Origin of the sequence: Streptomyces sp. NBC_01445 (genome assembly GCF_035918235.1) — a bacterium.
Lineage (GTDB): Bacteria > Actinomycetota > Actinomycetes > Streptomycetales > Streptomycetaceae > Streptomyces.
On the sequence record NZ_CP109485.1, the window covers coordinates 1,151,648 to 1,174,310 of the forward strand.

A 22,663-nucleotide genomic window follows, 5' to 3' on the forward strand; every position below is an offset into this window, starting at 1 on the left:
GGCGGCGACATCCGGCCACCGCGCCGTTCACCCCACCTCGAAGACGAGCCGGCCCGCCGCGAAGACGAGTCAGCCCGCCATGAAGACGAGCGTGCCGTCCGGGAGTCGCGCCTCGATCCGGGCGCCGTGTTCCACGGTCCGGCTGACGGTGCAGTACTTCTCGTGGGTCAGGCGCACACCGCGTGCGAACGCGTCGGCGGCGTGCTCGTCGCCCTCGGGCAGCTCCACTTCGTAGCTGACGCGCACCGCTCCGACGCGGCCGTCGTCCTCGGGCCGCGACACGGACTCCACAACGATGCGCAGTCCGTCGTGTTCGACGGTGCGGGCCGTGCGGTCGGTGACCAGGCCGCCGCAGCCGCCGAGCGCGGCGAGGAGCAGCTCGACCGGGGTGAACGACGGCTGCACGTCGGGGTCTTCGGCCGCCCCGATGCGGACCTCGGCGCCGCGGTCGTTGCGTGCGGTCCAGTCGCGGAAGCCGTTGCGGACGGTCTCGATGCGGTAGTCGGCCATGTCGGGTGGTTCTCCCTCGCTGCGGTCGCCCGGTCCTGCTCGTCCCCGGCACCGTACGGGCGAGGGGGCGTGGGGCGGCGCAGGCCGGACCGTCGGGCGGGCACGAATGCCCGCTCGGTCGCGTCAGGCGGTGGGGAGGCGTCCGCCGCACCGTGCACAGTAGGCCGCCGTCGCGTCGTCGGAGACCCGGTCGCAGGCGGGGCAGATCCGGCTGAGCAGGCAGGCCGGTTCGCCGCCCTCGCGGGCCGGGGTCCGTGCGATGGTCAGGCCGGGGCGCCTGCGGTGGGCGGTGAGGTAGGCGAGACCGTCGGGGCCGGCCGTCAAGGAGCGCCGTTCGCCACGCGCTATGAACACGAGGGCGCCGGGCGCGAGTTGCTCCTCCTGGTCGGCGTACCGGAGCGACCCGCCGCCTTCGAGGACGACGAGCAGGACGTCGAGGTCCGGCTCGACGTGCTCGGCCACGACGGTGCCGGGCCGCAGCCGGACGATGTTCGCGTCGAGCTGCCGGGCCGCGCCGTCGAGCTTCCAGAGGGCGCCTGTCCGTGACTCGTCCGCCGCACGCAGCACGTCCGTAAGTAGCACTCGGGCCGACGGCATGGCTCTCCTCGTTCAGCGGTGGGTACGTCGTGGACTCCGCAGCCTACGGCGTGCGCGGGGCACCTCCAGCGACTGTCAACTAACGGTTGACACGCTCACGCTGTCAACCTACGGTTGTCACATGACGGAATCTGCGAAGCCCGTAGGCATGACCACACCCGTACGCCTCGACGACCTGATCGACGCCATCAAGAAGGTCCACACCGACGCACTCGACCAGCTCTCCGACGCCGTGATCGCCGCGGATCATCTCGGCGACGTCGCGGACCATCTGATCGGCCACTTCGTGGACCAGGCACGCCGCTCCGGGGCGTCCTGGACCGACATCGGCAGGAGCATGGGGGTCACCCGGCAGGCCGCCCAGAAGCGGTTCGTGCCCAAGGCCTCCGGAGAGGCCGGTGAGCTCGACCCCAGCTCGGGCTTCGGCCGCTACACCCCGCGGGCGCGCAACGTCGTGATGTCCGCGCAGAACGAGGCCCAGGCCGCCGGCAACGACGAGATCCGGCCCGAACACCTCGTCCTCGGCCTGCTCGCCGAACCCGAAGGGCTCGCCGCACAGGCCATCCGGGCCCAGGGCGTACTCCTGGACACCGTGCGGCAGAACGCGACGGCCACGCTGCCTCCGGCCGTCTCCGACGTGCCCGGCCTCGTCAAGTTCGACGCGAACGCGAGGAAGGCCCTGGAGCTGACCTTCCGCGAGGCGCTGCGCCTGGGCCACAACTACATCGGTACGGAGCACATCCTGCTGGCCCTCCTGGAGCAGGAGAACGGCGCGGGCACCCTCGCCGAGTCCGGCATCGACAAGGCCGCCTCCGAGGCACACATCGCGAAGACGCTGGCCGCGATCGTCAAGGAGCGGACGAAGCAGGAGTCCTGACGGCCCGTCGACCGGCCGGGTGTCCCGGAGTGTGCGTGGCGCTCCGGGACACCCCTGCGGTCATGCGTCGCCCGGGGCCCGGATGGGAGACTGCCCCCATGACTGAGCGCGCAGGAACCCAGGCCAGGCCGGAGGATCTCGTCGACGTCGACGAACTCGTCGACGCGTACTTCACCAAGGTCCCCGATATGGACCGCCCCGAGCAGCGCGTCGTCTTCGGCACGAGCGGGCACCGGGGCTCCAGCCTGGACGGCGCGTTCAACGAACGGCACATCGCGGCGATCACGCAGGCCATCGTCGAGTACCGCACGGCCGAGGGCATCACGGGCCCGCTGTTCATCGGGCCCGACACCCACGCCCTCTCGCGCCCCGCGCTCGACACGGCACTCAGCGTCCTCGCGGCGAACGGTGTACGTGTCTTCGCCGACATCCACGACAGCTACGTGCCGACCCCGGCGCTCAGCCACGCCATCCTGCGCTGGAACAGCACCGCGCCCGACGAGCTCGGGCAGGCGGACGGCATCGTCATCACGCCGAGCCACAACCCGCCGCGCGACGGCGGCTTCAAGTACAACCCGCCGCACGGCGGCCCCGCGGACTCCACGGCGACCTCCTGGATCGCGCGCCGCGCCAACGAACTGCTCGCCGACGGCAACCGGGACGTGCGCACCACGAAGGACGTGGCTCCGGAGTCGTACGACTTCCGTGAGCGGTACGTCGAGGAGCTGAGCTCCGTCATCGACACCGACGCCATCCGGGCCTCCGGGCTGCGCATCGGCGCCGACCCGCTCGGCGGGGCGAGTGTGCACTACTGGGCGCGGATCGCCAAGATGTACGGACTCGACCTGACGGTGGTCAACCCCGAGGTGGATCCGACCTGGCGGTTCATGACGCTCGACTGGGACGGCAAGATCCGGATGGATCCCTCGTCGGCCCCCGCGATGGCGTCTGTCCTCGCGAAGCGGCACGACTACGACCTGCTGACGGGGAACGACGCGGACGCAGACCGGCACGGCATCGTCACGCCCGACGCCGGTCTCATGAACCCGAACCACTATCTCGCCGTCGCGATCCACTACTTGGCCACGCACCGCACCGGCTGGCGGTCCGATGCCGCGATCGGCAAGACGCTGGTGTCGAGCGCCGTCATCGACCGGATCGTCGCGTCGCTCGGCCGGGAGCTGCTCGAAGTCCCGGTCGGGTTCAAGTGGTTCGTGCCGGGGCTCGTCGACGGGTCGGTCGCCTTCGGCGGCGAGGAGAGCGCGGGCGCGAGCTTCGTGCGCAAGGACGGCGGCGTCTGGACGACCGACAAGGACGGCATTCTTCTCGCGCTGCTCGCGGCCGAGATCACTGCGGTGACCGGCAAGAGCCCGTCGGAGTACTACGCCGAACTCGCCGCGGAGCACGGCTCGTCCTCGTACGCGCGCGTGGACGCGAAGGCGACCAAGCGGCAGAAGGCACGGCTCGCCGAGCTCAGCGGCGACGCGATCACCGCGGACACCCTCGCGGGCGAGCCCATCACCGGGAGGCTCAGCCACGCGCCGGGCAACGGCGCCGCGATCGGCGGTGTGAAGGTCACCACGGAGAACGCCTGGTTCGCCGCACGACCGAGCGGCACGGAGGACGTGTACAAGATCTACGCCGAATCGTTCCGCGGCCCCGACCACCTGGCCCAGGTGCAGACGGAGGCGCAGTCGATCGTGGACGCGGCGCTCGCGGAGGACTGACGGAACGTGGGGCGGCAGTGCGCGGGCTTCGGCCCGAGCACTGCCGCCCACGTCCCTTCGCTGTACTCCGCGTACGACTACTCCGCGGTCGTCGCCTCCGCGAGGCCCGGCACCTCGGCGACGCTGTCCAGCACGTAGGTGTGCGGGTGCAGTTCGAGCTCCGTGCGCGGGAGCTGGCCGGTGAGGACGCCGACGACGACGCCCGCGCCCGCGTGGTGCCCCGCCTGCAGGTCGACCGCGGTGTCACCCGCGACGAGCACCTTGCGGACGTCCACGACGCCGGTCTTCTCCATCGCCCGGTGGATCATGTACGGGGCGGGGCGGCCGCGGACGACCTCGTCGGCGGTGACGACCGCGTCGAGGTTGCCGCCCTCGCCCGTGGACCAGCCGAGCGACGCGAGCAGCGGCAGGGCGACGTCGTCGCTGAATCCGGTGGTCAGGGCGACCTTGATGCCCCGGGCGCGCAGTTCGGCGAGGGCCTTGTCGGCCTGGGCTATGGGCTGCGGCGGGACCTCCGCGTAGCGCTGCTTCAGGAACAGGCGGAAGACCCCGTACTGCCGCTCGACGAGCTCCGCGTCCGGGGTGCCGCCGCCGAGGCGGACCAGGGCGTCGATGGCCTCGCGCTTGTCGGTGCCCATCCAGGTCTGGAGGTCCTGCGCGTCGACGGTCACGCCGGTCGACTCGACGGCGTGGCGCAGCGCCTCGTACACCGCGCCGTGTTCCTCGATCGTCGTGCCTGCCATGTCGAAGACGGCGAGTTCAATCACTGGGGTTCTCCTCGTCAGTGCGGTACCGGCCGACGACGGTGCGTCCCTCGGCGGTGTTCTCGATGGTGAAGTTGGCGAGTGTGGGCAGATAGCGGTCGTCGGCGTACTCCAGGGGCACGCCGTCCCGCGAGAGCGCCAACCGCCTTACGCGCAGCAGGGGTTCGCCCGGCTCGATGCCGAGGAGCGACGCGTCCTGCGTGTCGGCGGCGATGGCGTCGATGGTGTGGCGGGCGTGGTGCAGGTCGACATCGCGTGCGCACAGCGCCTCGTAGATCGAGCCCGCGTCGGGGTCCATGTCGAACAGGTGCCGGCCGACGTGGAGGACGAACGTGGAGCGCTCGACCATGACCGGCACACCGTCCAGGTGACGCAGCCGGACCAGGTCGACCACGGGTTCGCCCTCGTCGAGGCCGAGCCGTGCGGCGGCCTCCGGGGAGGCCCGGCGGCGGGCGACCTCGACGGTCAGCTGCCCCGGTTCGCGGCCGATGGATCTGGCCCACTGCGTGAACGACATGAGCGACGCGAAAGGCTGCGACGGGGCTGCTCTGCGGGCGACGGGCGGCTTGCCCCGACCGCCGACGAGATGCCCGTCGGACCGCAGTATCGACAAGGCCTGCCTCACCGGCCCGCGGGAGGTCCCGAACTCTTCGCAGAGCTGGGATTCGCTCGGTACCGGCTCGCCCTCCGGCCACTCACCGGACTCGATACGCCGCAGGAACTCGGCGCCGAGCTTCTCGTGGAGCGGAACACCCTTACTTGTCTTCACAAGATGACTATGGCAGCTCGACCCGCCTCCCCTCAAGGCCCGCACGTGGCCGGTGCAGGGCCTTCAGGTGACGTTTCGGGGCCGTCCACCCCCACCCCGGGGCACGGAAGGTAAACAGACGGAAAACTTGTACACACAAGTCTTGCCCCATGCGCCCAAGGCCTCGCACGCTGCAATCCATGAGCATCACAACAGCGTCCCCCTCCACCCCTTCGCCCGCCTCCGAGCTGCCCAGCGGCCGCAGCGACCTGGTCGTCGTCGGCGCCGGGGTCGTCGGCCTCGCCCACGCCTTCGAGGCCGCCCGGCGCGGGCTGACCGTCACGGTCATCGAGCGGGACTGGCAGCCCGTAGGGGCTTCGGTACGCAACTTCGGGCACTGCTGCATCACGGCACAGCGCGGCGACCTGCTGGAACTCGCCTACCGCTCGCGGGCCGGATGGCTGGAGGCCGCGAAGAGCTCGGGCCTGTGGGCCAAGGAGGCCGGCGCGCTCGTGGTGGCGAGGTCGGAGGCGGAACTGGCGGTCCTGGAGGAGCTGCGCGAGGAGCGCGGCGCGGACACCGTCCGGCTGCGGACCCGCGAGGAGGTCGCGGGCGAACTCGGCCGGGGCGCCGACGCCGGCGACATCGTGGGCGGCGCCTTCCTCCCCGACGACCTGCGCGTCAACCCCCGCGAGGCCGCCCCGGACCTGGCCGCATGGCTGTCCATACAGCCCAACGTCACCGTGGTGTGGGGCACGAACGTGAACGGCGTCGAGGAGGGCACCGTCCACACCGGCCGCGGCCCGGTCCACGGCGACCGGATCCTCGTCTGCGTGGGTCACGACCTGGACCGCCTGTACCCCACGGCGGCGGAGGAGCACGGCATCGAGCGCTGCCGCCTCACCATGGCGCGCGTCGCGGCGCCCGACGCCTTCCGCACGAACGCGGCGATCCTGACCGCCACGTCCATGCTGCGCTACGACGCCTTCACGGCCATGCCGTCGGGGCCGAGGCTGCGCGAGGAGGTTATCGGTCACAGCCCCGAGCTGCTCGACGTCGTCGCGAACGTCATGTTCACCCGGCTGCCCGACGGAACGGTCCTCGTCGGTGACTCGCACGCCTACGGGCGGACCGCGATCCCCTTCGAGGACGAGCCGACGGCACAGCTGCTGCTCGACTCGGCGGCCAAGGTCCTCGGCACGGGCGATCTCCAGGTGAAGGAGCGCTGGCAGGGCGTCTACGCGAGCAGCGGCAGCGGCCCCCTCCTGGTCCGCGACATGGCACCCGGCGTACGGGCCATCTCGGTCACCTCCGGCATCGGTATGACACTCTCCTTCGGCCTCGCCGCAGCCACGTTCGACGAGTCCCTGGCCGCGACGGCCTGACCGACCACCCCGGCACAGACGGCAGCCCGCGCCGCGAGCGCGTCTCGCGGCGCGGGGCCCGGCACCACGCAGCACCGCGGCACGTCGCCCCCCGGCCGTGACGGCCTGAGGACCGCGGGGTCCGGCCAGGAGTTGATCAAGTTTTTGCCCTTGGCCGGATCCCGCCCGTGCGGCCCGCCCGCATTCCGGCAGTGACCGGCGCGCCGTCGCGATTTGCGATGGGGACCGTTCCACCCTGTCAAGCAAAGAGCGGCCGAAACCGTCGGGTCACCGGCCTCCGCCGGGTTACCGGCGCGTTGACCGTACACAGCGCCATGTCACACGCTCGACATATAGGTGCTGGATACAACTGATTCGGCGCCAGAACGGCATGCAGGAGGAACGTATGTGTGGCATCACCGGCTGGGTCTCCTTCGATCGCGACCTGCGCGCTTCGGCCGACACATTGGATGCGATGACGCAGACGATGGAGTGCCGCGGCCCGGACGACCGCGGCACGTGGACCGAGGGGCCCGCGGCGCTCGGCCACCGCAGGCTGGCGATCATCGACCTGCCGGGCGGGCGTCAGCCGATGACCGCCGAGACACCGCGCGGCACCGTCGCGCTCGTGTACTCCGGCGAGACGTACAACTACACGGAACTCCGCCGCGAACTGACCGGACACGGCCACAGGTTCACCACCGAATCCGACACCGAGGTCGTGCTGCGCGGCTACCTGGAGTGGGGCGAGGGGCTGGCCGAGCGCCTCAACGGCATGTACGCGTTCGCCGTCTGGGACGGCCGCGAGAACAAGCTCGTGATGATCAGGGACCGCATGGGCATCAAGCCGTTCTATTTCTACGAGACTCCGGACGGCGTCCTCTTCGGGTCCGAGCCCAAGGCGATCCTCGCCAATCCGCTCGCGAAGTCACGCGTGACGTTGGACGGCCTGCGGGAGCTGTTCACCATCGTGAAGACGCCGGGCCACGCGGTCTGGGACGGGATGCACGAGGTGGAGCCGGGCACCATCGTGACCGTCGACCGGAGCGGGCTGCGGCAGCGGGCGTACTGGACGCTGGAGACCCGCCCGCACACCGACGACCGCGAGACGTCGATCGCGACCGTGCGCTCGCTCCTCGACGACATCGTGCGCCGCCAGCTCGTCTCCGACGTGCCGCGCTGCACGCTGCTGTCCGGCGGCCTCGACTCGTCCGCCATGACGGCGATCGCGGCGCGGCAGCTCGGTGAACAAGGCGAGACCGTACGCAGCTTCGCCGTGGACTTCGTGGGCCAGACGGAGAACTTCGTCGCCGACGGGATGCGCGGCACACCCGACACGCCGTACGTGCACGATGTGGCGAAGGCGGCCGGCACCGACCACCGCGACATCGTCCTCGACTCGAACGAGCTGGCCGACCCCGAGGTGCGCGCCCGGGTGATCCGGGCCCGTGACATCCCCGCGGGCTTCGGGGACATGGACGCGTCGCTCTATCTGCTGTTCCGGGCGATCAGGGAGCACTCGACCGTCGCCCTGTCGGGCGAGTCCGCCGACGAGGTGTTCGGCGGCTACCTCCAGTTCTTCGACGAGGAGGCGCGCAGTGCCTACACGTTTCCGTGGCTGGTGCGCATGTCCCAGCACTTCGGCGACGACTCCGACGTCCTGCGCGGCGACCTGGCCGGCGCCCTCGACCTAGACGGATACGTCCGCAACAGCTACGCGGGCGCCGTGCGCGGCATCCAACGTCTGGACGGCGAGAGCGACTTCGAGTTCCGGATGCGCAGGATGTGCCATCTGCACCTGACCCGTTTTGTGCGGGTCCTGCTCGACCGCAAGGACCGCACGAGCATGGCCGTCGGACTGGAGGTGCGCGTCCCGTTCTGCGACCACCGGCTCGTCGAGTACGTGTACAACACGCCCTGGTCGCTGAAGTCGTTCGACGGCCGGGAGAAGAGCCTGCTGCGCGAGGCGACCGCGGACGTGCTGCCGAAGTCGGTGTACGACCGGGTGAAGAGCCCGTATCCGTCGACGCAGGACCCGAAGTACGCCGTGGCACTCCAGAACCAGGCGAAGGATCTGCTCGCCCGGCCGTCGCACCGGGTGTTCGACCTGGTCGACCGGGAGCGGGTGGCGCGGGCCGCGCACCGTGACGTACCGCAGACCGAGCAGGCGTCCCGGCGCGGGCTCGAACGCACGCTGGACCTCGCGCTCTGGCTCGACATGTACAGCCCTGAGCTGGTCCTTTCCTGAGGAGCCGGGTCCGCTCCGGCGGCAGCGTGCGGCGTCGGCCGGACGCTGCCGCCGGGGCGGAGCCATGTCCGCGGAGTCCTCAGCCCGCGTAGACGTCCTCCACGTAGCGTCCGTCCACGATCAGACCGGCGAGCCAGCGCTCGGCCGCGTCGTCGTCGGCTCCCGGTGTGCGGTCCCGGAACAGGACGCGGAACGCGTCGCGCACGCCGGGCGCCATCCGGGCCCCGTCACCGCAGACGTAGACGCGCGCCCCGGCCCCGAGCAGCGCCCACAGTTCGTCTGCCTCGGCGGCCACCCGGTGCTGGACGAAGGCGTGGCCCGCCTCGGGCGCCTCACTGAAGACGGGGCGCAGGGAGACGGCGCCCGCGGCCTCGGCGGCGCGCAGTTCGTCGGCGTGCAGGAAGTCACCTTGGGGGTGGTCGCAGCCGAAGTAGCACAGGGCGGGCGCGAGCGGGGTGCCTGCGGCCAGCAGCGCGCCGCGGTCGGCGACGGCGCCGCGGAACGGGGCGAGGCCCGTCCCCGCGGCGATCATGACGACCGGGGTCTCCGAGTCGTTCGGGACGCGGAAGACCTCGCGGCACGGCTGGACGCGCGCGAGCACCGTGTCACCGGGCCGCAGCCCGGCCAGGTACGCCGATCCGGTGCCGCGGAACCGGCCGCGGCCCGAGCGGGCCGGGGCGTCGAGGACGGACACCATGAGGTCGGCGTGCGTGGGGCTCCGCTCGGTGCTCGACGAGATCGAGTAGTGCCGGGGCTTCAGCGGCGGGAGCAGGTCGAGGAGTTGCGGCCAGGTCAGTGCGCCGCGCAGGGCGGGGTGGTCCTCCACGAGTTCGACGAGCGTGCGCGGGTCGTCGGCGAGGTCCGCGAGCGCCGCCTTTTCGGGAGGGCATGGGTTCGCCTGGGCGAGCAGCGCCACCTGGTCCGGGGTGGGAAGGTGTCCCAACTCGACGTGGGAGGTGAGGAGTTCACGGACGGTCAGCGGGCGGTCGAGCGCGAGCCCGTCGCGGCGCGGGCGCCGGGCCCTGATGTCGAGGACCGTGTCCAGGCCGACACCGAAGGCGGCGGCCGTCCGCTCGACAAGCGCGGGATCCTGGGCGGGCAACACCGTGAGATGGTCGCCCGTGCGGTACGTGACGCCCTCGGGCAACGCGAGACGCACGAAGCGCTTGGTGCGCGGGTGGTCGGGCGCGGTGAGGGAACTTGCCTCGGTGACGGTGAACGGGACGAGCCCGTGCCGGGCTGCCGCGGCGTCGAGCGGCCCGCCGCCGATCTCCCGGATCTCGTACGCGTCCTCGGGCTCCGCGGCATCGGCCGGAGCCGCGTCGGGATCCCCGTACTGCGTGAGGAGCGCCGCGCGCAGCCCGGTCGTGAACGTGCGGACGGTGGCGTTGAGGTCGCCGGAGGCGTCGGCCGCGGCGCGCTCGCACAGGCGGGTGCCGCCGAGCGCGTCGAGCCGTTCGTCGATGCGGGTCGGTACGTGCTGGTAGGTGGCCGCCCAGTTGCGGTCACCCACGCCGAGGACCGCGTAGGTGACGTCGTTCGCGGCGCCGTCCTGCGCACCGTCGAGCCAGGCCGCGAACTCGGCCGCGTCGTCGGTGGGCCGGCCGTTGTAGGAGGCCGCGACCACGACGACGGGGCGGTCGGTGGGCAGCGCTCCCGCGTGGGTGTCGAGCGGTGCGACGGCCGTGTCGCAGCCCAGCGCGGCGACGTCGTCGGCGAGCTGCTCGGCGAGGCCGCGGCAGGTCCCGTAATTGCTGCCGTGCAGGAACAGGACCCCGGTGCCGGGCCGCACCCGGGCGGGCAGCGTGTCCGGCGCGGCGGTCCGCTCCTCCACGGGCGCGTGGCCCGGCAGGGCCGGGTGGTTCCGGTCGGCGGAGGTGCGCGGGACGAGCGTGAGGGTGAAGCCCTCGGGCTTGAGCGTCAGCGTCTCCTTGACCGTGAGCTCGTAGTCGGCGTGATCGACGAGCCGGTAGCGGTGCACCAGGAGAGCGAGCAGCATCGTCGCCTCGTGGAGCGCGAACTGCCGCCCGATACAAGCGCGTTCACCAGTTCCGAACGGCTTGAAGGCGTGCGGCGAGCGCGCGGCCTCCGCCTCGGGTGTGAACCGGGAGGGGTCGAACAGCTCCGGGTTGTCGCCCCACACGGGCTGCCGGTGCAGCATCGGCGCGAGGACGGTGACCGCCTGCCCGGCGCGCAGCGGGATGCGTCCGCCGAGGAGCGTGTCCTCGCGCGCGTGGCGGCTGAACGCGGCCGCGGTCGGCCACAGGCGCAGCGCCTCGTTCAATACCTGCCGCGTGTACGTGAGCCGGCCGACCTCGTCGAAGGTGGGCTCGGGGTCGGCCGCGTCCCCGAACAGGGCGTCGGCCTCACGGCGTACGAGGTCGAGCACGGCCGGGTGCTTGGCCAGGTAGTACAGCGCGAAGGACATCGCGCCGGAGGTGGTCTCGTGGCCCGCGATGAGGAAGGTGATGACCTGGTTGCGGATGTTCGCCGTGTCGAGCGCGCTGCCGTCGGGGTGGCGGGCGGTGAGCATCAGGCCGAGCAGGTCGTCGCCTTCGGGCGCGTCGGTGCGCGCCGCGATGACGTCGTCGACCACCTGCGCCAGATAGTCCGCGTCGGCCTTGAACGCGGCGTCGGCGGCCGAGTGGTCGGCCCCGGGCGTGCGGGCGAGCCGCTTCATCGACCATTCGAGGCAGCGGACCATGGCCTCCACGAAGGGGTGCGGCTCGGAGCCCTCGAAGGACCCGAAGTCGTAGCCGAAGCCCGCGAGTCCGATGGTGTCGAGGGTCATCCGTGTCATGTCGCCCGGCACGTCCACGGGGCTGCCCGAGCGCGCGGCGCGGTCCCAGGACTCGATGAGGCGGCGGGACACCTGGTACATCACGGGGTGGTAGGTCCGCATGGAGCCCAGGGCGAACGCGGGCATGAGGATGTCGTGGGCGCGGGCCCAGTTCGGTTCGTCGTTGTACGCGGTGAAGAGGCCGTCGGACGTGAAGTGGCGGACGTTCTCCAGGGCCGGGCCGACGTGCTTGGCGAACCGGGTCTCGTCGGCGAGTTCGGTGACGAGGTCGAGGTCGCTGACGAAGAGGGCGTCGCGGCCGTGCAGCCTGCGCACGAGTGCGGGGCCGTGGCGGCGCGTCAGCTCCATGGCCTGCTGGAGCGGCGCGGGTCCCGGACCCGTGGCGGAGATGTCGATGAGCGGAAGGCCGTCGGTGGGGGCCGGCGGGAGCAGCGCGGAGTCGGGCATGGGGGCGGCAACTGCCTTTCGCGGTACGGAGTTCGATGCCTGTCCAGCTTGGTCCCGCGGCCCCACCGGGCCGGGCCTCCGCACTGCATGATTGTGTAGTGACCTGCGGCGATCCGTGCTTGCGCTCGCGGGGCGGACGTGCCATGGGTCCGGACGCGGCATGGCGCCGGACCGGACATGGGTCCGGACGGTGACGGTCACGGCACCGGACGTGACATGGGAAAGGGGTGCGCGATGGACGGCGTGCTGTGGCGCAATCGCGCGATGCTGCTCTTCGACCGGATCCCGATGCCCGTCGCGGTGTGCGAACCCCGCGGGACGATCATGCTGGCGAACGCGGCGATGGCCGCGGAGTGCGACACCACTCCCGGCCGCCTGAAGGGCCGGGACATCCTGCACCTGTTCCGCCCGCGGGACGAGTCGCAGCTCCACCGGATCGCCGAGGCGCTGCGCCTGCGGCGGCGCTCCCGCTACCAGGTCTCGGTCACCTGGGAGACGCCGGACGGGGCGCTGCGGGAGGGCGAGCTGACGGTGGATCCGGTCAGCGACACCGTCGAGCGGACGCCGGATCTGCTCGTCATGCTGCGGGTCGTCGGCGAACGCCCGGCCACGCTGCCCGACCGGCCGCGGGCGACGGCCGGCGCGGCCGAGTCACGCATCCTGGAGCTGCTCGCCGCCGGCGCGACCACGGCACAGGCGGCCCGCGAAACGGGCCTGACCACGGACGGCGTCAACTACCACCTGCGGCGCCTGACCCGCCGGTGGGGCGCGACGAACCGTACGGAACTGGTCGCGCGCGCCTACGCGTCGGGCGTGCTGATGCCAGGGGTGTGGCCACCGCGGGCCGCGGCACCGGACGGCTGACCGCTGACCGCTCTCCGTAAGGGGCAGGGTTACGCCTCGTCCATGCCGGGGACCGGCGCCCCCGAAGGCAGTCCGGCCTCGACGTAGGCGTCGTAGTGGATCTTCCACGGGGCGAGCGTCCCCGCGTGCGGGCCGTCGAAGTTCTCGCCGCGGTCGGCCGCGTCCAGGGCGGTGAGGCAGACCTCCCAGCCCGCCGCGTTGCGGGCCGCGGTGTCGGCGGCCTCCAGGACATTGGTCAGGGTGAAGCGGGTGCGGCCGGCGTCGAGCGCCTCAAGGTCGAAGCGGAGTTCGTCGCCACCCCAGCTGAAGGAGAGGTGGCGCGGGGCGTCCACGGCGAGGACGCGGCCGGTCGACTCCGGCATGTTCGGGTCGCCGTGGAAACGGATCACGCCGCCTGCGCGCAGCTCGATCTCGACCTGGGAAGGGAACCAATGTGCGAGCTCGGCAGGATCGGTGACGTATCGCCAGACCCGCTCGATCGCGTGGTCGTACGTGCGGGTGAAGCGGATGGCGGGGCGGCCGTCGTCGAGCGGGGCGTAGCTGCCGGTGGGTCCGGGGTGCGGGGTGGTCATGGCCTTCAGTCCTTCGCTGGTTCGTCGTCCTCGGGGGCGTGGGCGTCGAGACGGCGCCCGAGTGCGTCGAGGCGGTCGTTCCACAGGCGCCGGTAGGGCTCGAGCCAGGCGTCGAGCTCGGCGACCGGTCCTGGCCGGAGCCGGTAGACGCGTCGCTGGGCTTCCTGCTCGACGTCGACCAGGCCCGCCTCGCGCAGTACCCGCAGGTGCTTCGAGGTGCTGGGCTGGCTCAGGCCGCACGCCTCGACGATCTCACCGACGGGCCGCGGACGCTCGAGCAGCAGCGCGACGATGGCGCGGCGGTGCGGGTCGGCGAGCGCGGTCCAGACGGCAGGTGCGGGCATGACTCCAATATGCCTCACCGGTTATATGCTGGTCAAGGAATATAAGACGCTGCCGTGGTCGATGCGGCTGCGATGACGACCGTCTCGGCCGCGGCAGGTCCCGGATAGTGTTCGAAGGTTGAAGCAGCACAGCTCTCGCCACCCGGACCCGGAGCCGCCATGTCACAGCCGTCCCGCCCGTACGTCCTGCTGTCCGCCGCCGTCTCGCTCGACGGCTGCCTGGACGACGCGGGGCCCGAGCGCCTGCTCCTGTCCGGCGCCGAGGACTTCGACCGGGTCGACGCAGTGCGCGCGTCGTGCGACGCGATCCTCGTGGGGGCGGGCACTCTGCGGGCCGACCGGCCGCGGCTCCTGGTCAGGTCGGCGCAGCGGCGCGCCGACCGGGTGGCCGCCGGGATGCCCGCGTATCCGCTGAAGGTGGCGGTGACCGCGTCGGGCGAACTGGACGCTGGAGACCCGTTCTGGACGACGGGCGGCGACAAGGTCGTGTACACCACCGACGCCGGGGCGCTCCTGGCGCGGGAGCGGCTCGGCGCGCTCGCCGAGGTGATCGCCCTCGGGGAGACCGTCGACTGGGCGAGACTGCTCGACGACCTGGCCTCGGCGCACGATGTGCGGCGCCTGATGGTGGAGGGGGGCGCCCAAATCCACACCCAGCTGCTCCAGAGCGGTCTGGCCGACGAGGTGCAGCTGGCGGTGGCGCCGCTCGTCGTGGGCGAACCGGACGCCCCCCGGCTCTTCGGCCCCGGCCCGTACCCCGGCGGCAGCCGGCACCGGATGCGGCTCCTGGAGGCCCGCCCGGTCGGCGACGTGGTCCTGATGCGGTACGCGCCCTGCGCGCCCGGCACCGATGACTCCCCCACCGCTGCCGACCGGCACTGGCTCGCCCTCGCCTGCACCCTCGCCGCCGACTGCCCGCCCTCGGAAACGGCGTTCAGCGTCGGCGCGGTGATCGTCGCGAGTGACGGCACGGAGCTGGCGCGCGGGCACTCACGCGAGGCCGGTGACCCGGTCGTGCACGCCGAGGAGGCGGCGCTCGCCAAGATCGACCCGGCGGACCCCCTGCTGAGGACCGCCACCGTCTACAGCAGCCTCGAACCGTGCGCCCGGCGCGCGTCACGGCCCAAGACCTGCGCCCGGCTCATCCTCGACGCGGGCGCGCGGCGCGTGGTGACGGCCTGGCGCGAGCCCGACACCTTCGTGGCGGGCGCCGACGGCATCGGAATCCTGGAGGGCGCGGGCGTGATCGTGGCGGAGATCCCGGACCTCGCCGAGGCGGCGATTCATCCCAATAGGCACCTTATTCTCGCCCCGAGTACACATAAGGAATGAATAAGCGCAGAATGAAGAGTGCGTGGCAGCCCGCCGCGCTACGCGGTCAGACTTCGAAACCCTAAGGAGTCGATTCTCATGGCCGACGTTCACCACAGGCCTGACCTCTCCAGTCACCCTGATGTCTCGGAAATGCGGGACCGGTACGCGCGCGTACTCGGTGGCCGCGATGTGGCGCTCATGGACGCACCGGTCTTCCTGATCGGTCTCTACTGCGCCATCTCTCCCTGGGTGGTCCACTACAGTGCCAACCAGCCACAGCTCGCGACCCATAACCTGATCATGGGCATCGCGATCGGAGTCCTGGCCGTCGGGTTCGCCGTCACCCCGACCCGGATGTACGGCCTCAGCTGGGCCATGTGCGCCATGGGCGCCTGGATGATCATCGCGCCGTGGGTCGTGGGCTCCAGCCCCGACCTGGGAGTCATCCTCAACAACGTGATCATCGGTGGTCTCATCCTCGTGCTCGGGATCTTGTGCGCGAGCCTGTCGATGAAGGGCAGCCGGGCAACGTAGCAGGCAACGCCGCCCCACAAGAGTCGGCAGATCCAACGGAATCGGGAGTCACTGACGGCCCGGGAGCGCTCACACCGCTCCCGGGCCGTCGCCGCTCCAGGGTGACGAGGGCGATGCCCGCGCAGGCGGCGGCGAGCAGCGCGGCCTCGGTGGCTCCCGGAGCGGACGCCGTGCCCACGACCCAGTCACCGATCCGCACCGTGAACGGCACGGCGAGCTGGACGGCGGCGGTGAACACGGGCCCCTTGAGCAGGATCAGCCGGTGCTGCACCAGATAGGCGGGGGCGTACACGGCACCCCCGAGGAGCGCGATCCCCGCCCACTGCGCCGGCGACGGCGGATGCGCGAGGAGCCCCGGCAGGGTGAGGGGCAGCAGCATCACGGTGGCGGCGGCGAGGAGCACCGGCAGTACGGCAAGTGGCGGCAGACCGGCGAGAGTGCGCCGGTAGAGGAACCCGTACACCGCGAACCCGAGCATCCCGGCGAGCGCCAGGAGCAGGCCCGGTGCGTCGAGGGTGCCCTGGCCGCCGAGTGCCGCGTATGCGCCGGCCGCCGCTGTCGCGAGGAGGGCGCCGGCCACGGAGCGCCGGCTCGCGCGCTCGCCGAACCAGAGCGCGCCGATGGCCACTCCCGCACACGGCATGAGGGCGACGACGAGATTCGTGAGGGAGGTGCCTACGCGCGGGATGGCGAGGAGGGTGCCCGCGGCGTATCCGGCGAAACCGAGCAGGGCCAACAGGCAGACCAGCCAGGGGCGTTGGACGACTCGGCGCATCCGCACGCGCCCCGATGATCGGGCGGCGGCGAAGGCGGTGAGGACGACGCAGCACACCGCGGTGCGCCCCGTGGCGACCGTCAGGGGACCGGCGGCCTCGACGAGGGCGCCCGACATGAGCCAGGTCCCGGCGAGCAGCGCGACGAGTACGGTCGCGAGCAGCGGCACGAGTGCGCGACGTCCCGTGAGCATCAACTCCACGTACTGCCTCCGTGGTTCGGGATTCGGGGATTCTCCTAGATACTCTCGCCTCCTCTGAGCCGTGGTCACCCGTCCGTCGAACGAACTGTTCACACAGGGAATGGAACGCAGATGAGCGAATCCGATTCCGGGCCCCCGTCCGAGTCGGGCGCCGGGGTCCTGTGGGAGGCAGGCGCCCCCGGCGTCCTCCTCCTGCCGTCCGGACGGATGGTTCGCGGGCGCGGTCTGCGCCGCCCGCTCCCGCCGGGCCCCTCGCCCTCGTACGCGGTGCATCTCCTCGGCCGTCGGCCGCCCGGCGTCCCGTGGGAGTCGCGGTGGCTGCGGTGGCCCGACTTCTGGCTGCCGAGCAGCCGCGATGAAGCCCGGAAGGTGTTCGCGGACGCGTGGGAGCGGGCCGCCGGGGAGCGGGTCGAGTTCGCGTGCGGCGGTGGCCACGGGCGGACCGGGACGGCACTGGCCTGCCTGGCAGTCCTGGACGGCGTACCGGCCGAGCGCGCAGTGGAGTTCGTGCGCCGGAACTACGACGCGCAAGCGGTGGAGACGCCCTGGCAGAGGCGGTACGTGCGGTACTTCGCCGGCTGACCCCACCCGCGAGAGCCGGCGGGGCATCGCGAGCGCCGGGCCACGGAAAATGAGTTGCGCGGGCCTGGCGGTAGCCCCGCATCATGGTCGGGCCACGCCCCCGACAGCCCTGGAGCACGGAATGCGTCATTCCTTCGAAGCAGTTCAGCGCCCTGACCGGACGAACTCTTTCGAGGACTCGACCTTCCATGCCTTCCCAGCCCACGCGGCACACCCTGAACATCGGCATTCTCGCCCACGTCGACGCCGGTAAGACCAGCCTCACCGAGCGCCTCCTCTTCGACACCGGCGCGATCACCCGCCTCGGCAGCGTCGACGCGGGCGACACCCGCACCGACACCGGCGAGATCGAGCGGCAGCGCGGCATCACGATCCGCTCGGCCGTCGCCGCGTTCACCGTCGGCGACGTCCAGATCAACCTGATCGACACCCCTGGGCACTCCGACTTCATCGCCGAGGTCGAACGCGCCCTCGAAGTCCTCGACGGCGCCGTGCTCCTGCTGTCCGCCGTGGAGGGCGTCCAGGCCCAGACGCGGGTCCTCCTCAAGACCCTGCGCCGACTGCGGCTGCCCACCCTCGTCTTCGTCAACAAGATCGACCGGGCGGGCGCGCGGGACGAAGCGCTGCTCGACGAGGTCCGCCGCCGTCTGACCCCGCACGTCGTGCCGCTCACGAAGGTCCACGACGCGGGCGGCCCGCAGGCCCGGACGGTCCCGCGAAGCCTCGACGACCCGGCTGTACGGGCCACTGTCGCGGAAGCGCTCGCCGAGGTCGACGACTCGGTGCTCGCAGGTCTGGTCGACGGCCCCGAACCGACCGCCGCCGAACTGCGCCGGGTCCTCGCGGCACGCACCGCGGACGGCTCCGTGCACCCCGTCCTGTTCGGCTCGGCCCTCGGCGGCCAGGGCGTCGCCCAACTCATCGAGGAAATCCCCCGGTTGATCCCTTACCGTCCCGCCGCACGGACCCCCGGCGCCGCACCGTGCGGCAGCGTCTTCGCCGTCCGACGCGGCCCGGTCGGCGAGCGGTTGGCCTATCTCCGTCTGTACGAGGGAGAAGTGACAGAACGTCAACGTGTGACGTTTCTCCGGGATGCGTCCGACGGCTCCGTCACCGAGATCCCCGGGCGCGCCACCGGCCTCGACGTGGTGGGGCGAACGACCCACACGCTCACGGCCGGGAACATCGGTGAGCTGCGGGGCGTGCCGGACGTCCGGGTCGGCGACCGGCTCGGCCCACGCGACGGCCTTGACCGGGCGCCCGGCTTCGCGCCGCCCACGCTGGAGACACTCGTACGCGCCGTGCGGCCCGGCCGCTCGGCGGCGCTTCGGACCGCGCTCCTCGACATCGCGGGGCAGGATCCGCTCATCCACGCGGAGGCCGCGCCCGACGGAAGCACGGCGCTGCTGCTCTACGGCGAGGTGCAGAAGGAGGTCCTGGCCGCGACCCTCGTCCAGGACTACGGCATCGAGGCCGTCTTCGAGCCGAGCCGCATCCGCTGCGTCGAGCGCCCCGCAGGCACCGTCGAGGTGTACGAGGACATCACGAACAACCGCGAGACGGGATTCTGCGCGACCGTCGGGCTGCGCGTGGAGCCGGGACCCCGGGGTTCCGGGCGGGTCTTCGCGTACGAGACGGAGCTGGGCGCGCTGCCCCGCGCCTTCCACCAGGCCATCGAGGACACGGTCCACGCGACGCTCGGCGAGGGGCCTCGCGGTTGGTCCGTGACGGACTGCCGGGTCACGCTCGTCCGCTCCGGGTTCTGGTCACCGATCACTGTCGCCGGGGACTTCCGGGGGCTGACGCGGCTCGTACTGCGGCGCGCGCTGGAGCGGGCGGGGACGACGGTGCACGAGCCTGTGCACGCGTTCGAGGCGGAGATCCCGCTGGACGCGCTCGCCGCCGTGACGGCCCGGCTCTCCGCAGCGGAGGCCGAGTTCGGCAACACGACGGGCGGCACCACGTCCTGGGTGGTCACGGGCACGCTCCCGGCCCGCAAGGTGCGGGAGGCCGAGCTCGCTCTGCCGGGTCTGACGCGCGGGGAGGGCGTGTGGTGGTCCCGAGTGTCCGGCGACCGGCTCGTCCGTACGCCGGAGCATGCGGCGTAGACAAGAGGCACTCCCCTCCGTGTCTGGCCTCCACGGCCTCGCGTGTCGCGGCGCACGCGGGGCTGAGCGACGCTGGAGGGAAGCGGTACGCGACGCGGGAGCGGGAGGTGGCGAAGGGCATGGCCATGGAACCCGTCGAGGCGCTGGAGCGGGTCGCCTTTCTCCTGGAGCGCACGCTCGCGCCCCCGTATCGCGCCGGAGCCTTCCGTACCGCCGCCCAGGTGCTCGGCGCGCTGCCCGAGGGGGAGGTGGCCGAGCGCGCCGCGGCCGGGACGCTCGAATCGCTGAAGGGGGTCGGGCCCAAGACGGCTCAGGTGGTGCGGGAGGCGCTGGCAGGCGAGGTACCGGCCTATCTGGAGGGCCTGGAGAGTGAGGGCGCGGCGGCGCCGCTCACCGACGGCGGCGAGCGGCTGCGCGCATTGCTGCGCGGCGACTGCCATCTGCACTCCGACTGGTCGGACGGCGGCAGCCCCATCGAGGAGATGGGCCGAGCGGCGATCGCCCTCGGTCACGAGTGGGCGGTGCTGACCGACCACTCTCCGCGCCTGACGGTGGCACGCGGCCTGTCGCCGGAGCGGTTACGTGAACAGCTGGCCGTAGTAGCGGAGTTGAACAAGCGCTGGGCGCCCTTCCGGCTGCTCACCGGCATCGAGTGCGACATCCTCGCCGACGGGTCCCTCGACCAGGAACCCGAACTCCTCGACCGGCTCGACCTGGTCGTCGTGTCGGTCCACTCCAAGCTGCGCATGGACGCGCCCGCGATGACGCGCCGGATGGTGGCCGCCGTGACGAACCCGCTCGCCGATGTGCTCGGACACTGCACGGGACGGCTCGTGACGGGACGGAACAAGGTCGGACGGGGCCGCCCCGAGTCGGAGTTCGACGCCGAAGCCGTGTTCGCGGCGTGCGCGGAGTCCGGCACCGCGGTCGAGATCAACAGCCGCCCCGAACGCCTCGACCCGCCGCGCCGGCTCCTGCGCGAGGCCGTGGCGGCGGGCACGCTGTTCTCCGTCGACACGGACGCGCACGCACCGGGGCAGCTCGACTGGCAGCACCTCGGCTGCGCCCGCGCCGAGGAGTGCGAGGTACCGGCCGACCGCGTGGTGAACACCTGGCCGGCCGACGAACTCCTCGCCTGGACACGCACGCGCCGGGCCCCGAGCCGGGCGGGGTAGTGCGGGACGCAGAGGGCCACGTCCCCACACCGCCGCGCACGGTCGCTACCCCTCCCCCGCCGCGCCCCGCTTCGTTCCGATGACCACGGTGGCGTACAGGTCGTCGTCCGTCACGACCCGGGCCGACAGACCGCTGCGGATGACCGCCGCGACGGCCTCGGCGGCCTGCTGTTCGCTGGTCTCCACGAAGAGGTGCCCGCCCGGGGCGAGCCACTGAGGCGCCCCGGCCGCGACGCGGCGCATGATGTCGAGCCCATCGGCGCCTCCGTCGAGCGCCATGCGCCGCTCGTGGTCACGGGCCTCGGGCGGGAGCAGGGCGACGTCGCCGGTGGGAACGTACGGGCCGTTGGCGGCCAGGATGTCGACGCGGCCCCTGAGCCCTGGGGGCAGGGGCGCGTACAGGTCGCCCTCGTGGACCTCGCCGCCGAACGGCGACACGTTCCGGTGGGCGCAGCGCACGGCCGCCGGGTCCAGATCGGCGGCGTGGAGTTCGGCGGGGTCGGCGTGGGTGGCGAGTGCCGCGGCCACCGCGCCGCTGCCGCAGCACAGATCGAGGACGACGGCCCCGGCGGGCGCGAGGGCGGCCGCCCGGCGGGCGAGGAACTCGGTGCGGCGCCGCGGGACGAAGACACCGGGTTCGAGCGTGATACGCAGACCGCAGAACTCCGCCCAGCCGACGACATGTTCGAGGGGCAGGCCCTCCACGCGGCGCTCGACCATCGCGGCGAGTTCGTCCGGCGTACGAGCCGTCGAGAGGAGGATGTCCGCCTCTTCCTCGGCGAAGACACAGCCCGCTGCGCGCAGCCTGGCGACGGCGGCGGGGTGGTCGTGGTGTGACGGGGGTGACGGGTGAACCGACATGTATGAAGCGTGACCTTTCGGGATGCCGATGGGGCTCCCGATGACCTGCGGCCACCTACGTACGGCGGACCGCGCGGGTCTGCGGAGGGAGCACCCGACCTGACACAGCGGTAATGGGGCTCACCTCCTCGGCCGAAGCGCTGCTGGGAGCGGTAACACTACCCCAGCCGTCGCCGTGGCCCGGCCGGGAGTTGGGCCCGGGCGCGAGCGGCCCTCCGGCCGCCGGAAGGGCCCGTTCGGCGCGCATCGGAGGGCCGGACGCGGTCACTCCGCGTGAGCGATCGACACTCCTCGCCCATTTGGAGACTTCGGGCATATCGTGGATTAAGCGGACCAAACCGCTCACGCACACCGTCGCCGGCTTACGCACCCCGAGCCGGCCTCCGCACATCGAGCTGGACGACTCAAAAGACAGGGGGTCGCCATGCTGGCGGAACTGCTCACGGCCGTGGCCGCGGCCGCCTCGTTCGGCGCTGTCTACGCCGCCGCGGCGGCCCGTGTGGTCAAGCAGTACGAGCGAGGCGTGGTCTTCCGCCTTGGCCGGCTGCACGGCGCGGTCCGTGGGCCGGGCTTCACCACCGTCGTCCCCGGTATCGACCGGCTGCACAAGGTCAACATGCAGATAGTGACCATGCCGGTGCCCGCCCAGGACGGCATCACCCGCGACAACGTCACCGTCCGGGTCGACGCCGTCATCTACTTCAAGGTCGTCGACGCCGCCAACGCGATCGTGCAGGTCGAGGACTACCGGTTCGCCGTCTCGCAGATGGCCCAGACCTCACTGCGCTCCATCATCGGCAAGAGCGACCTCGACGACCTGCTCTCCAATCGCGAAAAGCTCAACCAGGGCCTTGAGCTGATGATCGACAGCCCGGCCATCGGCTGGGGCGTACAGATCGACCGCGTCGAGATCAAGGACGTGTCGCTGCCCGAAACGATGAAGCGGTCCATGGCGCGGCAGGCCGAGGCCGACCGTGAGCGGCGCGCCCGCGTCATCAACGCCGACGCCGAACTCCAGGCCTCCAAGAAACTCGCCGAGGCCGCAGCCCAGATGTCCGAACAGCCCGCGGCGCTCCAACTCCGGCTCCTGCAGACCGTGGTGGCCGTCGCCGCCGAGAAGAACTCGACCCTCGTACTGCCCTTCCCGGTGGAACTCCTGCGCTTCCTCGAACGGGCACAGCAGCCCGGTCCCCCACCGCCCGCCGTCGAGGAGGGCGAACACAAGAAGCCGGCGAGCTCCGAGGAATGACG

General features: G+C 72.0%; 20 protein-coding genes. 11 read left to right on the plus strand and 9 right to left on the minus strand.

What is annotated here, in order from left to right:
* Positions 1-69: 69 nt before the first annotated feature.
* Positions 70-510, minus strand: a complete 441-nt coding sequence (locus tag OG574_RS05580) for an OsmC family protein (RefSeq protein ID WP_100593222.1) — start codon at positions 508-510, stop codon at positions 70-72.
* Positions 511-633: 123 nt separating this feature from the next.
* Entirely contained in the window at positions 634-1,107 is a 474-nt protein-coding gene (locus OG574_RS05585) for a cupin domain-containing protein (RefSeq protein ID WP_326772147.1), read from the minus strand.
* Positions 1,108-1,228: 121 nt separating this feature from the next.
* Between OG574_RS05585 and OG574_RS05590 the strand changes: the two genes are divergently transcribed.
* Entirely contained in the window at positions 1,229-1,984 is a 756-nt protein-coding gene (locus OG574_RS05590; protein WP_326772148.1) for a Clp protease N-terminal domain-containing protein, read from the plus strand.
* A 98-nt stretch (positions 1,985-2,082) separates the two neighbouring features.
* Complete coding sequence (gene pgm / locus OG574_RS05595; protein WP_326772149.1) at positions 2,083-3,711, plus strand: phosphoglucomutase (alpha-D-glucose-1,6-bisphosphate-dependent); 1,629 nt, start codon at positions 2,083-2,085, stop codon at positions 3,709-3,711.
* 77 nt (positions 3,712-3,788) lie between these two features.
* Here pgm and OG574_RS05600 read toward each other — a convergent pair whose 3' ends face one another.
* Positions 3,789-4,478, minus strand: coding sequence for a phosphonatase-like hydrolase (locus OG574_RS05600; protein ID WP_326772150.1), 690 nt, complete (start codon positions 4,476-4,478; stop codon positions 3,789-3,791).
* Positions 4,471-5,244 (minus strand): GntR family transcriptional regulator, encoded by a 774-nt coding sequence (locus OG574_RS05605; RefSeq protein ID WP_100593217.1) that lies wholly within the window; start codon positions 5,242-5,244, stop codon positions 4,471-4,473. The genes OG574_RS05600 and OG574_RS05605 overlap by 8 nt, the downstream gene beginning before the upstream one ends.
* 179 nt (positions 5,245-5,423) lie before the next feature.
* On the opposite strand from OG574_RS05605, the gene OG574_RS05610 reads away from it, so the two are divergent.
* Together OG574_RS05610 and asnB are read left to right on the plus strand one after the other, a co-directional pair.
* Positions 5,424-6,608, plus strand: coding sequence for a TIGR03364 family FAD-dependent oxidoreductase (locus tag OG574_RS05610; RefSeq protein WP_326772151.1), 1,185 nt, complete (start codon positions 5,424-5,426; stop codon positions 6,606-6,608).
* A gap of 385 nt (positions 6,609-6,993) precedes the next feature.
* Positions 6,994-8,835: an asparagine synthase (glutamine-hydrolyzing) gene (gene asnB, locus OG574_RS05615; protein WP_326772152.1), complete on the plus strand. Its 1,842-nt coding sequence runs from the start codon at positions 6,994-6,996 to the stop codon at positions 8,833-8,835.
* Between the two features lie 79 nt (positions 8,836-8,914).
* Here asnB and OG574_RS05620 read toward each other — a convergent pair whose 3' ends face one another.
* Positions 8,915-12,082: a cytochrome P450 gene (locus tag OG574_RS05620; RefSeq protein WP_326772153.1), complete on the minus strand. Its 3,168-nt coding sequence runs from the start codon at positions 12,080-12,082 to the stop codon at positions 8,915-8,917.
* Positions 12,083-12,316: 234 nt separating this feature from the next.
* Here OG574_RS05620 and OG574_RS05625 point away from each other — a divergent pair, with 234 nt between their 5' ends.
* On the plus strand, positions 12,317-12,946 hold the full coding sequence (locus tag OG574_RS05625) for a LuxR C-terminal-related transcriptional regulator (RefSeq protein WP_326772154.1): 630 nt from the start codon (positions 12,317-12,319) through the stop codon (positions 12,944-12,946).
* A 29-nt stretch (positions 12,947-12,975) separates the two neighbouring features.
* Here OG574_RS05625 and OG574_RS05630 read toward each other — a convergent pair whose 3' ends face one another.
* Positions 12,976-13,518, minus strand: coding sequence for an SRPBCC family protein (locus tag OG574_RS05630; protein ID WP_326772155.1), 543 nt, complete (start codon positions 13,516-13,518; stop codon positions 12,976-12,978).
* Positions 13,519-13,523: 5 nt separating this feature from the next.
* Entirely contained in the window at positions 13,524-13,862 is a 339-nt protein-coding gene (locus OG574_RS05635) for an ArsR/SmtB family transcription factor (RefSeq protein ID WP_100593211.1), read from the minus strand.
* A gap of 159 nt (positions 13,863-14,021) precedes the next feature.
* On the opposite strand from OG574_RS05635, the gene OG574_RS05640 reads away from it, so the two are divergent.
* Both OG574_RS05640 and OG574_RS05645 read left to right on the plus strand, forming a co-directional pair.
* A complete protein-coding gene (locus OG574_RS05640) occupies positions 14,022-15,194 on the plus strand; it encodes a dihydrofolate reductase family protein (RefSeq protein WP_326772156.1) in 1,173 nt (390 codons plus the stop codon).
* 78 nt (positions 15,195-15,272) lie between these two features.
* Entirely contained in the window at positions 15,273-15,710 is a 438-nt protein-coding gene (locus tag OG574_RS05645) for an SPW repeat protein (protein ID WP_326772157.1), read from the plus strand.
* Here the strand turns inward: OG574_RS05645 and OG574_RS05650 are convergent.
* Entirely contained in the window at positions 15,649-16,677 is a 1,029-nt protein-coding gene (locus OG574_RS05650; RefSeq protein ID WP_326778373.1) for a DMT family transporter, read from the minus strand. The two genes, OG574_RS05645 and OG574_RS05650, sit on opposite strands and share 62 nt — an antisense overlap.
* Before the next feature lie 120 nt (positions 16,678-16,797).
* On the opposite strand from OG574_RS05650, the gene OG574_RS05655 reads away from it, so the two are divergent.
* The 3 genes from OG574_RS05655 (at position 16,798) to OG574_RS05665 (ending at position 20,551) form a co-directional block, all read left to right on the plus strand.
* The gene (locus OG574_RS05655; RefSeq protein WP_398376789.1) at positions 16,798-17,268 is read left to right on the plus strand and encodes a phosphatase domain-containing protein; all 471 of its coding nucleotides are present in this window, start codon (positions 16,798-16,800) and stop codon (positions 17,266-17,268) included.
* Positions 17,269-17,456: 188 nt separating this feature from the next.
* Complete coding sequence (gene otr(A), locus OG574_RS05660; protein WP_326772158.1) at positions 17,457-19,376, plus strand: tetracycline resistance ribosomal protection protein Otr(A); 1,920 nt, start codon at positions 17,457-17,459, stop codon at positions 19,374-19,376.
* A gap of 125 nt (positions 19,377-19,501) precedes the next feature.
* Positions 19,502-20,551: a PHP domain-containing protein gene (locus OG574_RS05665; RefSeq protein ID WP_326778375.1), complete on the plus strand. Its 1,050-nt coding sequence runs from the start codon at positions 19,502-19,504 to the stop codon at positions 20,549-20,551.
* Positions 20,552-20,596: 45 nt separating this feature from the next.
* Here the strand turns inward: OG574_RS05665 and OG574_RS05670 are convergent, their stop codons facing one another.
* Positions 20,597-21,412, minus strand: coding sequence for a putative protein N(5)-glutamine methyltransferase (locus OG574_RS05670; protein WP_326772159.1), 816 nt, complete (start codon positions 21,410-21,412; stop codon positions 20,597-20,599).
* Between the two features lie 424 nt (positions 21,413-21,836).
* On the opposite strand from OG574_RS05670, the gene OG574_RS05675 reads away from it, so the two are divergent.
* Complete coding sequence (locus OG574_RS05675) at positions 21,837-22,661, plus strand: slipin family protein (protein ID WP_326772160.1); 825 nt, start codon at positions 21,837-21,839, stop codon at positions 22,659-22,661.
* Positions 22,662-22,663 lie beyond the last annotated feature (2 nt).